The 13,901-nt window shown below is 67.8% G+C and carries 13 protein-coding genes, 1 tRNA gene and 1 pseudogene; 11 read left to right on the top strand and 4 right to left on the bottom strand.

Translation table 11 applies throughout. From position 1 onward, the window contains the following. Together DQP58_RS26800 and DQP58_RS13780 are read left to right on the top strand one after the other, a co-directional pair. Positions 1 to 577 (top strand): annotated as a pseudogene (locus tag DQP58_RS26800) (hypothetical protein); the annotation flags it as partial. Then, positions 574 to 1,584: a sensor domain-containing protein gene (locus DQP58_RS13780; RefSeq protein ID WP_112708905.1), complete on the top strand. Its 1,011-nt coding sequence runs from the start codon at positions 574 to 576 to the stop codon at positions 1,582 to 1,584. The pseudogene DQP58_RS26800 and the gene DQP58_RS13780, both read left to right, overlap by 4 nt. A gap of 26 nt (positions 1,585 to 1,610) precedes the next feature. On the opposite strand, the gene DQP58_RS13775 is transcribed toward DQP58_RS13780, so the two are convergent. Beyond that, positions 1,611 to 1,982: a nuclear transport factor 2 family protein gene (locus DQP58_RS13775; RefSeq protein ID WP_112708904.1), complete on the bottom strand. Its 372-nt coding sequence runs from the start codon at positions 1,980 to 1,982 to the stop codon at positions 1,611 to 1,613. A gap of 68 nt (positions 1,983 to 2,050) precedes the next feature. Between DQP58_RS13775 and DQP58_RS13770 the strand changes: the two genes are divergently transcribed. After that, the gene (locus DQP58_RS13770; protein ID WP_112708903.1) at positions 2,051 to 2,587 is read left to right on the top strand and encodes an NUDIX domain-containing protein; all 537 of its coding nucleotides are present in this window, start codon (positions 2,051 to 2,053) and stop codon (positions 2,585 to 2,587) included. 142 nt (positions 2,588 to 2,729) lie between these two features. Then, positions 2,730 to 3,170, top strand: coding sequence for a hypothetical protein (locus DQP58_RS13765; RefSeq protein ID WP_205869424.1), 441 nt, complete (start codon positions 2,730 to 2,732; stop codon positions 3,168 to 3,170). A gap of 35 nt (positions 3,171 to 3,205) precedes the next feature. Here DQP58_RS13765 and DQP58_RS13760 read toward each other — a convergent pair whose 3' ends face one another. Beyond that, positions 3,206 to 3,517 carry a DUF732 domain-containing protein gene (locus DQP58_RS13760; protein WP_240629810.1) on the bottom strand — a complete coding sequence of 104 codons (312 nt, stop codon included), beginning with the start codon at positions 3,515 to 3,517 and terminating at the stop codon, positions 3,206 to 3,208. 182 nt (positions 3,518 to 3,699) lie between these two features. Further along, positions 3,700 to 4,392, bottom strand: coding sequence for a glycoside hydrolase (locus DQP58_RS13755; RefSeq protein WP_205869421.1), 693 nt, complete (start codon positions 4,390 to 4,392; stop codon positions 3,700 to 3,702). Positions 4,393 to 4,478: 86 nt separating this feature from the next. On the opposite strand from DQP58_RS13755, the gene DQP58_RS13750 reads away from it, so the two are divergent. After that, positions 4,479 to 4,979 carry a nitroreductase family deazaflavin-dependent oxidoreductase gene (locus DQP58_RS13750; RefSeq protein ID WP_112708901.1) on the top strand — a complete coding sequence of 167 codons (501 nt, stop codon included), beginning with the start codon at positions 4,479 to 4,481 and terminating at the stop codon, positions 4,977 to 4,979. A gap of 32 nt (positions 4,980 to 5,011) precedes the next feature. On the opposite strand, the gene DQP58_RS13745 is transcribed toward DQP58_RS13750, so the two are convergent. Continuing rightward, positions 5,012 to 5,084, bottom strand: a tRNA-Arg gene (locus DQP58_RS13745). A gap of 126 nt (positions 5,085 to 5,210) precedes the next feature. Between DQP58_RS13745 and argS the strand changes: the two genes are divergently transcribed. The 6 genes from argS (at position 5,211) to rho (ending at position 13,803) form a co-directional block, all read left to right on the top strand. Then, positions 5,211 to 6,869 carry an arginine--tRNA ligase gene (gene argS / locus DQP58_RS13740; protein ID WP_165827862.1) on the top strand — a complete coding sequence of 553 codons (1,659 nt, stop codon included), beginning with the start codon at positions 5,211 to 5,213 and terminating at the stop codon, positions 6,867 to 6,869. A gap of 56 nt (positions 6,870 to 6,925) precedes the next feature. Next, a complete protein-coding gene (gene lysA / locus DQP58_RS13735) occupies positions 6,926 to 8,284 on the top strand; it encodes a diaminopimelate decarboxylase (RefSeq protein WP_205869423.1) in 1,359 nt (452 codons plus the stop codon). 4 nt (positions 8,285 to 8,288) lie between these two features. Beyond that, positions 8,289 to 9,614: a homoserine dehydrogenase gene (locus DQP58_RS13730; RefSeq protein WP_112708898.1), complete on the top strand. Its 1,326-nt coding sequence runs from the start codon at positions 8,289 to 8,291 to the stop codon at positions 9,612 to 9,614. After that, on the top strand, positions 9,611 to 10,693 hold the full coding sequence (thrC, locus tag DQP58_RS13725; RefSeq protein WP_112708897.1) for a threonine synthase: 1,083 nt from the start codon (positions 9,611 to 9,613) through the stop codon (positions 10,691 to 10,693). Before DQP58_RS13730 ends, thrC begins: the two co-directional genes overlap by 4 nt. Positions 10,694 to 10,734: 41 nt before the next feature. Then, on the top strand, positions 10,735 to 11,670 hold the full coding sequence (gene thrB, locus DQP58_RS13720) for a homoserine kinase (RefSeq protein ID WP_112708908.1): 936 nt from the start codon (positions 10,735 to 10,737) through the stop codon (positions 11,668 to 11,670). Between the two features lie 267 nt (positions 11,671 to 11,937). Beyond that, positions 11,938 to 13,803, top strand: a complete 1,866-nt coding sequence (rho, locus tag DQP58_RS13710; RefSeq protein WP_112708895.1) for a transcription termination factor Rho — start codon at positions 11,938 to 11,940, stop codon at positions 13,801 to 13,803. Positions 13,804 to 13,901 lie beyond the last annotated feature (98 nt).

Raw genomic sequence — 13,901 nt, 5'->3', positions numbered from 1 at the left:
GGCCGCGGGTATGTCCCCGGCCACCGTATTTTTCGGCAGCTATGTGTTCGCCGGCATCGCCGCGCTGTTGTTGGCGGCGGCCATCGCCGTGCTGGTGGCGATTTCGGATTTCCGTGCACGCGGTAGTACGTCGGGGCCGGTGCTGGTCGCGACGGCCGCCGGGCTGATCGTCGTCGCCGCGTTGGTGGTGTCGCTGGGTGTGCTCGACGATCGCGGCCGCAGCCGGGCCAGGATCGTGACGTGGGTCGTCTGCGGCCTCGGATTAGCCGCCGGCGCAACGATTTTCGCCGTCGACCCCGGCGGGTCGGTGGCGTGGTTCGCTCAGTTGCTGCATGTGGGCGCGGTCGCGACGATCATCATTTCGGTCGCCTCCGCCGTATTGCTCGCGCTGCCGGAGTCCAACGCGTACTTCCGCCAGCGCGCGCCTGCACCCGTTACCGCATCGACCTTTGCGCAATCCGCTGCCTTCCCGCCGCCCGTCCCGCATCGGCCTCCGCCGTTCGCGCAACCGCCGGCCGGTCCCGCACCGCCTCCGAGGACGCCCGCGAATGACCCTGACTACGACCCCTTCTCATGACGGCTAGCTGGCCGGGTCCCAGTTGGCCCAACCCCTTCGATCCGGGCGCGCCGCCCCCGTCGCCCGCCCAACCGCCCGCGCGCCCACCGTCGGACGAGGTGAACACGCTGGCCACGTTGTCGGTCGTGTTTGCGTTCCTACTTGCCCCGGTGGGAATCGTGTTGGGGCACTTCGCCATCAAAGACATTCGCCGACGGGGTGAGCGCGGCCGCAATCGCGCGCTGGTTGGACTGACGCTGTCGTACGCCTTCACCGTGATCGCCGTGGTGGCGCTGGTGCTGTGGGCGACGCTGGGCAACAGGCAGACCGGCCAGCCGACGGCGCACTCCGGCGCCACCACCGCCCCGGGCGCGGCGGCGAAGCCGAGCGCCACCGTCGCAGCGCCGCCGGAACCGTCGGTGACCCCCGAAGGCATGCAGTCGCTGGTGCTCACCGGGGAAGACGTCGCCGGCCTGATCAAGGCGCCCGGCATGTACGTCAACAAGACCTGGACGCAAACGCACGAACTGCAGCCCGGCGACAGCTTCGATCCCCCGGAATGCACCGAAGCGGTGTTCAACGGCTTGACGGCGTCCTATCGCGACAGCGGTTACCGCGCCATCTACGGCGTCGATCTGGGTCAGCACACCAACGGTTTCCCGCACGGGGTTTCGGAGTTCGTCGCGACGTTCGACAACGCCGCGGCCGCAAAGGGTTTCGTCGCCAGCGCCATCAATCACATCAACGGTTGCGCCGGCAGGCAGTTGACCTACTCGCACGGCGGCATCTCCGGCATCTACAGCGTCGGGACGCCGGTGCAGACCGGCCCGGTGACGTCGGTGCGCAGCACCCTGGGGACCGTGCAGGACAACGGGCGAACCACCGACGTCGGCGGCCAGCACACCAGCGCGTTGCGCGCCCTGGCGGCCAAGGCCAACGTCGTGGTCGACGTTGACGTCATCGGACGTGATCTCGGCGACGACGCCACCACCCTCGTGCAGGGCATCCTGGGCCGTATCCCGAGTTGAGCGGGCTGCCAATAGGATTGGCGGGTCTATAAGACCCGAACGTCCGCGGGTGACCAGAACGCGCGCATCGACGTGATCTTGGCGTCCCCGTCGAACGACATCGTCGAAATGGGCGAGATCCGGGTGCGGCTGTCACCGGCGTCGAGCGTCAGATGCCAGAAGAAGGCGGCCTCGCTGCCGCCGATCCGTATTTCGGCGAGTTCGGTGTCCTTCTTCGCGTCCTGAAACCCCGCGTAGAAGGCGCGGATGGCATCATGCCCGCGGCGGATGTCGGAGCCGATCGGGTCCTCGATGGTGGCGTCGTCGGCGTAGAGCGCCACGATGTCGTCGGCGGTGCCCGTGGCGACCAGCGCGAGGTAGCGATTGACGGTCTCGGTGATGGCCTCTGGCGACGGCATAGCTTCGGACGCTACTCCTCGCCGTCGCCGCCGGATGAGTTGCGGTATTCCCGGCAATACTGGCGGGCGTGACTTTCATCGAATGCCTCGCGAGCCGGGAGATCTACCGCAACCCGTGGATGGTGCTGCGTGAGGACGACATCCGCCGTCCGGACGGCAGCCAGGGCATCTACAGCGTCGTCGACAAGCCCTCCTATGCGCTCGTGCTGCCTTACGACGGGCATCGCTTCCGGCTGGTCGAGCAGTTTCGCTATCCGCTCGGCGAGCGACGTTGGGAATTCCCCCAGGGCACCGCTCCCGAACTGGCCGACGCAGAACCGGCCGAGCTCGCCGAGCGCGAGCTGCGGGAGGAAACCGGGCTGCGCGCAACGTCGTTCGAGGCGCTCGGCCAGCTCGACGTCGCACCGGGAATGACCAGTCAGCGGGGCTGGGTCTTTCTGGCCACCGGCATCGCCGAGGGAGAAGTCGAGCTCGAACATGAGGAGCAGGACATGCGCAGCGCGTGGTTCTCGCGCGACGAGGTCGAACGGATGATTCGCGAAGGAGTCATCGCCGACGCGCAGTCGGTGGCCGCCTACGGGCTGTTCTTGTTGCGAGCGCGGTGAATCCGCGCGACAGCACCGCGATCGTGTCCGCGCCGAGATCGCGCCGTGTCATCGAACGCCCACCATTGACGCAATGCGGCCGGCGTCTCGGGTAGGTGCGGTGCTCACAGCCGTCACCGCGTTGGTCGTCGGCGCATCCGGCATGTCTGTGAACGCGATGTCGCCCTCGTGGAACGGCAGATACTCGTTGGTGAGGTACGCGGCCAGTAAATCCGGCACCAGCGTCGCCGCGAAACAAGCCGAGCCGACCTTCAGCGCCGATTACGTCTTCACCACCGCGTGCGCGTCGGGCAGGTGCGTGGCCACGGCCACCAACGGCCCCGCACCCAAGAACCCGACGTTGCCCCAGCCTTCGCATTACGCGTGGGACGGCGCGAAATGGGTCGAGCGCTTTGACTTCCAATGGGATTGCTATATGGGCGAAGGTGTTCCGAAGGTGTGGGCACCGGCGCGGTCGTGGGCCTTCTACACACCGCAGGCCGACGGATCGCTGCGTGGCAGCTGGCACACCGATATCAGCGACGGGCCCTGCGGTGGGTCCGTCGAAATGCCGGTGGCGGCGTTCGCCGCCGGGCCGGCATGACGGAGACGCCGTAGCGACGACGCCTCAGGGATTGGTCAGGGGCAGTAGTTCGATTCCGCGGCGCTCACGATGGCCGTGGCGTCTCCGTAGTTGAAGGAACTGTTCAACCCGGAATGAACGTCGGTGGCCAGCTCGTCCGGGGTCTTGCCCGCGGCGCGATCCGAGCAGATGGCGTGGCCCAGCGAGATCAGCGTGCCTTCGCCGCCTGGCTGCCACACGACGCCGATCTTCTTCAGTTGACCTAGGTATCCGTCATCGTCGGCGGCGGCGACCCCGCTACCTACCGTTAACGCGGCAGCAACGACCGCCGGAATACATAACGCGCGCAACCCGCAAACAGCCTTCACGCTCGGCTCCTTCTCCTCGGTGGTGGTGATAACGGCCTCATTATGCGGCGCGCGGTGCGGAGTTGCGCGGCGAACCGCAAAAGCTGGCAAACCGGCACTGAGCAACTGTGTCCTGCGTCAGCAATCAAGGGCGACGTCCGTGGCAACGGGCCAATCTCGCTGCCGGGTAACGATTGAGCGGATCAGTCCGTCGGGCCGGAGGTCATGGAGGCGATGTAATAGGTTTCGTGCCCGGTCGGGTAGCCGCCACCGCCGGTCGCGATATGGACGTGGTCATAGTGGTCGGCGGTCTCCGAGCCCAGGTCGGCCATCCAGTTGCCGCCGCCGACGCCCGGGTAGATCTTCTGCCGCCAGATCACGTGGTTGATGCCCCAGCGTTTCGCGTTCGCCAGGGCGTAGCCGGCGATCTGGTTGCCGAGCTCGATGCCTTCGGGGGAGTGGTAGTTCGGGATCATCACGTCGATGGCCAGGCCGTTGGGATGCCACGGCAACGGGTCCTCGCGGTATCCGTAGATGGTCTTGATCTGGGGGAAGAGCACGGTGATGACGCGGGCGGCCCAGATGGTCTTGACCTGTAACCGTTCCTCGGATCCCACGCTGTGCGGCAGGGCGAGCTGGAATTGCTGGCCGGCGGACGGGGCGGGCGGTGCCAGGGCCGTCAGCGATTCGATCTCGGCCGGACTGGCGGGGCGCGGCCCGCTGGCGGGCGGCGCCGGTGCCGGCGAACTGATGGTGGGGCTCGGCGCCGCAACGGGCGTCTCGACGCAGCAGCGCGTCTTGGTCCCCTGCGCGTGGATCATGGCCGCGGAGACGACGAGCGACGCCGCGACCGCCAGCCAGCGCCCCCGCCCCTTGGCGAACACCTTCACGCCCACGACCAGCAGCTTAATGTCGTCTGTGACTCATGGGGCGCGTTTTCACATTGCTTGTTCAGCGCGGGCGAGCGCACCAGAATGACACCATGTCCGGGCGATCATTCGATGACGCGAATGCTTTTCACCGAACGATGCGGCGCTTGGCGTCCACGACCGTGGGTGTGGCGCTTCTTCGCCCGACGGCGCACCACCTCGATCGCCTGGTCGCCAAGGCCACCGGTGGCCGCAGGAGCTTCGCCGAGGTCGCGACCGGTATCCCAGCGGTCATGCTCACCACCACGGGCGCCAAATCCGGCGAGTCGCGCACCGTCGCCGTGTACGGGATCCCGCACCCGGACGGTTTGGCCCTCATTGCGTCCAACTTCGGTGGTACCAGGCATCCGGCCTGGTACCACAATCTGAAGGCCCATCCGCAGGCGACGGTCGCGGTCGGCGGCGACACCTGGCAGGCCACCGCGCGCCTGGCCACGCCACGCGAGCGCGACGAGATCTGGGCCAAGGGCCTCGAGCTGTATCCGGGCTGGCGGAAGTACGAAGTGCGGTCCGGAAATCGGCAGATCGAGGCGTTCGTGCTGACGCGAAACTGACTGACTGGCACCGTTTCGGCTGGTAGAAAGGGTGCCCCCGGCAGGATTCGAACCTGCGGCCTTCTGCTCCGGAGGCAGACGCTCTATCCCCTGAGCTACGGGGGCGCACCAAGTACCTGTTGCGCCATGGGGCTTTTGAACAAGCACGGACAGACTAACGCATCCAAGCGGCCGCCCTGTCACCGCAATGGATTCGGGGCGGGGGCACACCAGCCAATAGGATGGACGCTCGTGACCCCCGCTGACCTGGCTGAGCTGCTCAAGACCACCGCCGCCGCGGTGTTGGCCGAGCGCGGGCTCGATGCTGCCGCGCTGCCGCCGACGGTCACCGTGGAACGTCCCCGCAATCCCGAGCACGGCGATTACGCCAGCAACCTGGCGCTGCAGCTGGGCAAGAAGGTCGGCGCCAACCCTCGCGACCTGGCCGGATGGCTCGCCGAGGCGCTGGCCTCCGCCGACGGCGTCGCGTCGGCCCAGGTGGCCGGACCCGGCTTCATCAACCTGCGCCTCGAGGCGTCGGCGCAGGCCGTCGTCGTCACCAACGTCATCGACGCCGGCGACCGATACGGCCACTCCGATGCGCTGGCCGGGCGCAACATCAACCTGGAATTCGTGTCGGCCAACCCCACCGGGCCGATCCACATCGGCGGGACCCGCTGGGCCGCCGTCGGCGACGCGTTGGGCCGGCTGCTGTCCACGCAGGGCGCCGCGGTGGTGCGCGAATACTATTTCAACGACCACGGCGCCCAGATCGACCGGTTCGCCAGCTCACTGATCGCCGCGGCCAAGGGCGAGCCCACCCCGGAAGACGGGTACGCGGGCGCCTACATCAACGACATCGCCGCTCAGGTGCTGCAGAAGGCGCCCGAGGCGCTGAGCCTGCCCGACGGCGAGATGCGCGAGACCTTCCGCGAGATCGGCGTCGACCTGATGTTCACCCACATCAAGGAGTCGTTGCACGAGTTCGGCACCGACTTCGACGTCTACACCCACGAAGACTCGATGCACACCAAGGGCCTGGTCGACCAAGCCATCGGCAGGCTGCGCGAGACTGGCAACATCTACGAGAAGGACGGCGCAACCTGGTTGCGCACCAGCGCCTTTGGTGACGACAAGGACCGCGTCGTCATCAAGAGCGACGGCAAGCCCGCCTACATCGCCGGTGACATCGCCTACTACCTGGACAAGCGCCAGCGCGGCTTCGACCTGGCCATCTACATGCTCGGCGCCGACCACCACGGATACATCGCCCGGCTCAAGGCGGTGGCGGCGGCGTTCGGCGACGACCCGGCCGCCGTCGAGGTGCTCATCGGGCAGATGGTCAACCTGGTCCGCGACGGCCAGCCGGTCCGGATGAGCAAGCGGGCCGGAACGGTGATCACGCTGGACGACCTGGTGGAGGCGATTGGCGTCGACGCGGCGCGCTACAGCCTGATCCGCTCCTCGGTGGACACCCCGATCGACATCGACCTCGCGCTGTGGTCGTCGGCGTCGAATGAAAACCCGGTCTATTACGTGCAATACGCGCATGCCCGGCTCTCGGCGCTGGCCCGCAACGCGGCCGAACTCGGCCTGATCCCCGGCAACTTTGAAGGCCACCTCGAGCTGCTCAGCCACGACAAGGAGGGGACGCTGCTGCGCACCATCGGCGAATTCCCGCGGGTGCTCGACACGGCGGCCACCTTGCGCGAACCCCACCGGGTGTGCCGGTACCTGGAAGACCTCGCCGGCGACTACCACCGGTTCTACGACTCCTGCCGGGTCTTGCCGCAGGGCGATGAGCAACCGAGCGACCTGCACACCGCGCGCCTGGCGCTGTGCCAGGCGACCCGCCAGGTGATCGCCAACGGCCTGACGATACTGGGCGTCACGGCTCCGGAGCGAATGTGAACGTTCATCCCGCCGGCCCTCGGCACGCCGAGGAGGCCCGCCACGCCGAAAGCCCGCTGCGCCCGCAGTCCCCCGAGGAGTTGCTGCTGCTGGCGCCGAACGTGTGGCCGCGCAACACGATTCGCAATGACGATGGAGTCGCGGCCATCGCGGGCGTCCCGGTGACCGACCTGGCCCAAAAGTACGGCACCCCGCTGTTCGTCGTCGACGAGGACGACTTTCGGTCCCGCTGCCGCGACATCGCGACGGCCTTCGGTGGCGGCAAGAACGTGCACTATGCCGCCAAGGCGTTCCTGTGCAGCGAGATCGCGCGCTGGATCGACGAAGAAGGGTTGTCGCTCGACGTGTGCACCGGCGGCGAACTGGCCGTCGCGTTGCACGCGAACTTCCCACCGGATCGGATCACCTTCCACGGCAACAACAAATCCGTCGCCGAACTGACGACGGCGGTCAAAGCCGGTGTCGGCCATGTCGTTTTGGATTCGATGATCGAGATCGAACGCCTCGATGCCATCGCGGCCGAGGCGGGCATCGTCCAGGACGTCTTCGTTCGTCTCACGGTCGGCGTCGAGGCGCACACCCACGAGTTCATTTCCACCGCACACGAGGACCAGAAGTTCGGCCTGTCGTTGGCCAGCGGTGCGGCCCTGGACGCCGTGGGCAAGGTATTCGAGACGCAGCACCTGCGGCTGGTGGGTCTGCACAGTCACATCGGTTCGCAGATCTTCGACGTCGCCGGCTTCGAAATCGCCGCGCACCGGGTCATCGGCCTGTTGCACGACGCCGTGGAGCGGTTCGGTGTCGACAAGACCGCGCAGATCTCCACCGTGGATCTCGGTGGCGGGCTTGGCATCTCGTACCTGGCCGCCGACGATCCGCCGCCGATGGGTGAGCTGGCCGCCAAGCTGAGCGCGATTGTGCGCAACGAGTCGGCGGCCGTCGGCCTGCCGACGCCGCGGCTGGTGGTCGAGCCCGGGCGCGCGATCGCCGGGCCGGGCACCATCACGCTCTACGAGGTGGGCACCGTCAAGGACGTCGACGTCAGCGCCACTGCACACCGGCGCTACGTCAGCGTCGACGGCGGCATGAGCGACAACATCCGCACCGCCCTGTATGACGCGCAGTACGACGCTCGGCTGGTCTCCCGGCTCAGCGATGCGCCGGCGGAGCTGGCCCGTGTCGTCGGAAAGCATTGCGAGAGCGGCGATATCGTGGTGCGTGACACCTGGGTTCCTGGCGATCTGCGGCCCGGCGACCTGCTCGGGGTGGCCGCCACCGGGGCCTACTGCTACTCATTGTCGAGCCGTTACAACATGATCTGCCGCCCCGCCGTCGTCGCGGTGCGCGACGGCCGCGCGCGCCTGATCCTGCGGCGCGAGACGGTCGACGATCTCCTTAGTCTGGAAGTGAGGTGAAACTGTGCCCCGTGACGAAAAGCCGGTCGGTGTAGCGGTACTCGGGTTGGGCAACGTCGGCAGCGAAGTTGTCCGAATCATCGAGGACAGCGCCGATGACCTCGCCGCTCGTGTCGGCGCACCCCTGGTGTTGCGCGGCATCGGAGTGCGCCGCGTCGCCGATGACCGCGGTGTCCCGGTCGAACTGCTCACCGACGACATCGAAGAGCTCGCCGCGCGCGACGACGTCGACATCGTCGTGGAACTGATGGGGCCGGTGGAACCGGCCCGCAAGGCCATCCTGTGCGCCCTCGAGCACGGCAAGTCGGTGGTCACCGCGAACAAGGCGCTGCTGGCCACCTCCACCGGCGAGTTGGCGCAGGCCGCCGAAAGCGCGCACGTGGACTTGTATTTCGAGGCGGCCGTCGCGGGTGCCATTCCGGTCATCCGCCCGCTCACGCAGTCGCTGGCCGGCGACACGGTGCTGCGGGTGGCCGGCATCGTCAACGGCACCACTAACTACATCTTGTCCGCGATGGACAGCACCGGCGCCGACTACGACACGGCGCTGGCGGAAGCCAGCGCGCTGGGCTACGCCGAGGCCGACCCCACCGCCGACGTCGAGGGCTACGACGCGGCGGCCAAGGCCGCGATCCTGGCGTCCATCGCCTTCCACACCCGGGTGACCGCCGACGACGTCTACCGCGAGGGCATCACCAAGGTCACCCCGGCCGACTTTGAGTCGGCCAGGGCCCTCGGTTGCACCATCAAGCTGCTGTCCATCTGCGAGCGCATCACGACCGACGATGGCCAAGAACGGGTTTCGGCGCGCGTCTATCCGGCGCTGGTGCCGCTGTCACACCCGCTGGCCACGGTCAACGGCGCGTTCAACGCGGTGGTGGTCGAGGCCAAGGCCTCCGGCCGGCTGATGTTCTACGGTCAGGGCGCCGGCGGCGCGCCGACCGCGTCCGCGGTGGCCGGTGACATGGTGATGGCCGCGCGCAACCGGGTGCTGGGCAGCCGGGGCCCGAAGGAATCCAAGTACGCCCAACTGCCCATCGCACCAATGGGTTTCATCTCTACGCGCTACTACGTCAGCATGAACGTCGCCGACAAGCCCGGCGTGCTGTCCTCGGTCGCGGCCGAATTCGCCAAGCGCGAGGTGAGTATCGCCGAGGTTCGTCAGGAAGGCGTCGCGGACGAGGACGGACGACGGGTGGGCGCCCGCATCGTGGTGGTCACCCACAGCGCCACCGATGCCGCGCTCTCCGAAACCGTGGAGGCGCTGGCCGATTTGGATGTCGTGCAGGGCGTGACCAGCGTGCTACGACTGGAAGGGACCACCCTATGAGCGCCCCGCGCACCGCCGTCCACACACCGTGGCCGGGTCTCATCGAGGCCTACCGGGACCGGTTGCCCGTGGGCGACGACTGGACCCCGGTCACCCTGCTCGAGGGTGGCACCCCGCTGATCGCGGCGGCCCGGCTCTCGGAAAAGACCGGCTGCAGCGTGCATCTCAAGGTCGAAGGCCTCAATCCCACCGGCTCGTTCAAAGACCGGGGCATGACGATGGCGGTCACCGACGCGCTGGCGCGCGGCCAGCAGGCGGTGCTGTGCGCGTCGACCGGAAACACCTCGGCGTCGGCGGCGGCCTACGCGGCGCGCGCCGGCATCACCTGCGCGGTGCTGATACCGCAGGGCAAGATCGCGATGGGCAAGCTCGCGCAGGCGGTCATGCACGGCGCCAAGATCATCCAGATCGACGGCAACTTCGACGATTGTCTGGAGTTGGCCCGCAAGATGGCCACCGACTTCCCGAGCATCGCATTGGTCAACTCGGTCAACCCGGTGCGCATCGAGGGCCAGAAGACGGCGGCGTTCGAGATCGTCGACGCGCTGGGAGCCGCGCCCGACGTGCACGCCCTGCCGGTCGGCAACGCGGGCAACATCACCGCGTACTGGAAGGGATACACCGAGTATCACCACGAAGGGCTGATCGAGAAGTTGCCACGCATGCTGGGCACCCAGGCGGCCGGTGCGGCCCCGCTGGTGCACGGCGCGCCGGTCAAGAACCCGGAGACCATCGCGACCGCCATCCGTATCGGCGCGCCCGCGTCGTGGACGGCGGCCGTTGACGCGCAGCAGCAATCGAACGGCCGGTTCCTGGCCGCGACCGACGAGGAGATCCTGGCCGCCTATCACCTGGTGGCCGAGTCCGAAGGCGTGTTCGTCGAACCGGCCTCGGCGGCCAGCATCGCCGGACTGCTCAAGGCCGTCGACGACGGTTGGGTCGCCCGCGGGTCGACGGTCGTGTGCACGGTGACCGGCAACGGCCTCAAGGACCCCGACACCGCGCTGCGCGACATGCCGACCGTGACCCCGCTGCCGGTGGATCCGGTCCTGGTGGTCGAAAAGCTGGGGCTGGCCTGACAAATGTGCGCGCTCGCAACGAAGGGCTGTTGATGACCCCGATGCTGCCCGCCGGGCTGGTGGCCAGCGCCGTGGTGTCGGCGTCCAGCGCCAACCTCGGTCCCGGCTTCGACAGCATCGGCCTGGCGTTGAGCCTCTATGACGAAATCACCGTCGAGACAACCGATTCCGGCCTGGCGGTGTTGGTCGAGGGCCAGGGGGCGGGTCAGCTGCCGGTCGGTCCAGATCACCTGGTGGTGCGTGCCCTGGAATGTGGGCTGCGGGCCGTCGGGGTCCGCGCACCGGGCCTGCTGGTGCGTTGCCGCAACGCCATCCCGCATTCGCGCGGCCTCGGCTCGTCCGCGGCCGCGGTGGTCGGCGGCCTGGCGGCCGCTAATGGCCTTGTCGCACAGGTGGATTCAAATCCCCTCAGCGAGACCCGGCTGATCCAGCTGTCCTCGGAGTTCGAGGGCCATCCCGACAACGCGGCGGCCGCCGTCCTGGGCGGTGCGGTCGTGTCGTGGGTGGACCGCGGTGGTGATCGCCCCGCGTACGCGGCGGTGCCGCTGCGACTGCACCCCGATATCCACCTGTACTCCGCGATTCCCGAGGAACGCTCGCTCACCGCGGAGACCCGCGTGCTGCTGCCCGCGCAGGTCAGCCACGAGGACGCCCGCTTCAACGTCAGTCGCACGGCGTTGCTGGTGGTGGCGCTGACCGAACGCCCCGACCTGCTCATGGCGGCCACCGAGGACGCGTTGCACCAGCCGCAGCGCGCACCGGCCATGCCGGCGTCGGCGGAATATTTGCGGCTGCTGCGGCGTCATAGTGTAGCGACGACGCTCTCCGGGGCCGGACCATCGCTGATAGCGCTGACCACGGCGTCGGAGTTGCCCCCGGAAGTGGTGGAGTACGGGGCGACTCACGGATTTGCCATCACCAAAATGGCGGCTGGCGAACCTGTTCGCTGGAGCCCGGGGGTCACTGTCGTCGGTTGATCCACAGGGTGGCCGGAGGGTTTGCTTGCTTCCGACAGGGATGGGGGCTATCCTCGGAGCCGTCCAGCAATCGCAGCATCTGCATCTGCATCCATACTGCCTTGCCGCTAGGACAACACCAATTCTTCTTGTGGACGAGGTTCGCCGTTTACTCCGCCGATCCAGGCGATCACCGTTGCAGAGTCGATGATTGGGCGCACTCGGCAATTTGCCTGAATGCAACGAACCCCCCGTATGACCTGATCAGCGGGGGAAGAAAGGAAATCCGTGACTGATACGGACCTGTTCACGGCTGGCGAAAACACTGACGCCAATCAACTGTCGAATGCCGTGACTGACACTCCAGACGCGAAACCCGCCGTCTCGGGAGGTGCGCTGTCCACGATGGTGCTGCCCGAGCTGCGCGCGCTGGCCAATCAAGTTGGCGTCAAAGGGACGTCGGGCATGCGTAAGAACGAACTGATCGCCGCGATCAAAGAAGTCCGGGGACAGGCCAATGGCGTTGGGGCCAATGGCACCAAGACCGCTGAGGACAGCGGCAAGTCGGACACCGACGACAACGCCAAGAACGGCACCGACAGCGCCGAAGCGCCGGTTGCCAAGGGCGACCAGAACGGCGCCACCACCGAGACTCCCCGCCGCGAACGACGCGGCGCTTCCCGCGAGGCCGGTTCGGCCGGCCGCGGCAACGACGAGGCCGACCGCGAGGGCCCGGGCGGCCGTGAGGGCGCAGCCACCGGTGAGGCCGAGCGGCGCGAGAAGCCCAAAAACGACAACCAGAACGACGACCGCGGCCAGGACGGCGGCGGCAACGACCAGGATCAGCACTCGGGCGGCCAGCAGGGCCGCGGCGGCTCCAACCAAAACCAGAACCAGCAGGACGACGACGGCGAGGGCCGTCAGGGCCGGCGGGGACGCCGTTTCCGCGACCGCCGCCGGCGGGGCGAGCGGTCCGGCGAGGGCGGCGACACCGAACTGCGCGAGGACGACGTCGTCCAGCCGGTAGCCGGCATTCTTGACGTTCTCGACAATTACGCCTTCGTGCGCACCTCCGGTTACCTGGCCGGCCCGCACGACGTCTACGTGTCGATGAACATGGTGCGCAAGAACGGCCTTCGCCGCGGTGACGCCGTCACCGGCGCGGTCCGCGTGCCCAAGGAAGGCGAACAGCCCAACCAGCGGCAGAAGTTCAACCCGTTGGTGCGCCTGGACAGCGTCAACGGCGGCTCGGTCGAGGACGCCAAGAAGCGCCCCGACTTCTCCAAGCTGACGCCGTTGTACCCCAACCAGCGCCTGCGTCTGGAGACCACCGGCGACCGGCTGACCACCCGGGTCATCGACCTGATCATGCCGATCGGCAAGGGCCAGCGCGCGCTGATCGTGTCGCCACCCAAGGCCGGTAAGACCACGATCCTGCAGGACATCGCCAACGCGATCACCAAGAACAACCCGGAATGCCACCTCATGGTCGTGCTCGTCGACGAGCGCCCCGAGGAGGTCACCGACATGACCCGCTCGGTCAAGGGTGAGGTCATCGCCTCGACCTTCGACCGGCCGCCGTCCGACCACACCTCGGTCGCCGAGCTGGCGATCGAGCGGGCAAAGCGGCTGGTCGAGCAGGGCAAGGACGTCGTCGTGCTGCTGGATTCGATCACCCGCCTCGGGCGCGCGTACAACAACGCATCGCCGGCGTCGGGCCGGATCCTGTCCGGTGGTGTCGACTCCACCGCGCTGTACCCGCCCAAGCGGTTCCTGGGTGCGGCCCGCAACATCGAGGAAGGCGGATCGCTGACCATCATCGCTACCGCGATGGTCGAGACGGGGTCCACCGGTGACACGGTCATCTTCGAGGAGTTCAAGGGCACCGGTAACGCCGAGCTCAAGCTGGACCGCAAGATCTCCGAGCGGCGGGTCTTCCCCGCGGTCGACGTCAACCCGTCCGGTACCCGCAAGGACGAGCTGCTGCTCTCGCCGGACGAGTTCGGCATCGTGCACAAGCTGCGCCGCGTGCTGTCGGGGCTGGACTCACACCAGGCCATCGACCTCCTGATGTCGCAGCTGCGCAAGACGAAGAACAACTACGAGTTCCTGGTCCAGGTGTCCAAGACGACACCCGGGATGGACAACGACTAACCGGTCCGCCGGCGGCCGCGACACATAAACCACGCCGCGTGCGATCGCCGTGGTTTATGTCTCGCGCCAGCCACCGACGGGGCGGGAATGCCAAGGGG

The sequence above is a fragment of the Mycobacterium colombiense genome (genome assembly GCF_003284975.1).
In the GTDB taxonomy this organism is placed as follows: Bacteria; Actinomycetota; Actinomycetes; order Mycobacteriales; family Mycobacteriaceae; genus Mycobacterium; species Mycobacterium europaeum_A.
The sequence above is the reverse complement of the archived record's forward strand: the minus strand, read 5'-3'. Positions and strand labels throughout refer to the sequence as shown.

What these genes read in the sequence shown, in the direction of transcription:
- DQP58_RS13780 (WP_112708905.1), top strand. Translation starts at nt 574, where the DNA reads ATGACGGCTAGCTGGCCGGGTCCCAGTTGGCCCAACCCCTTCGATCCG.
- DQP58_RS13775 (WP_112708904.1), bottom strand. Translation starts at nt 1,982, where the DNA reads ATGCCGTCGCCAGAGGCCATCACCGAGACCGTCAATCGCTACCTCGCG.
- DQP58_RS13765 (WP_205869424.1), top strand. Translation starts at nt 2,730, where the DNA reads ATGTCTGTGAACGCGATGTCGCCCTCGTGGAACGGCAGATACTCGTTG.
- DQP58_RS13750 (WP_112708901.1), top strand. Translation starts at nt 4,479, where the DNA reads ATGTCCGGGCGATCATTCGATGACGCGAATGCTTTTCACCGAACGATG.
- thrC (WP_112708897.1), top strand. Translation starts at nt 9,611, where the DNA reads ATGAGCGCCCCGCGCACCGCCGTCCACACACCGTGGCCGGGTCTCATC.
- thrB (WP_112708908.1), top strand. Translation starts at nt 10,735, where the DNA reads ATGCTGCCCGCCGGGCTGGTGGCCAGCGCCGTGGTGTCGGCGTCCAGC.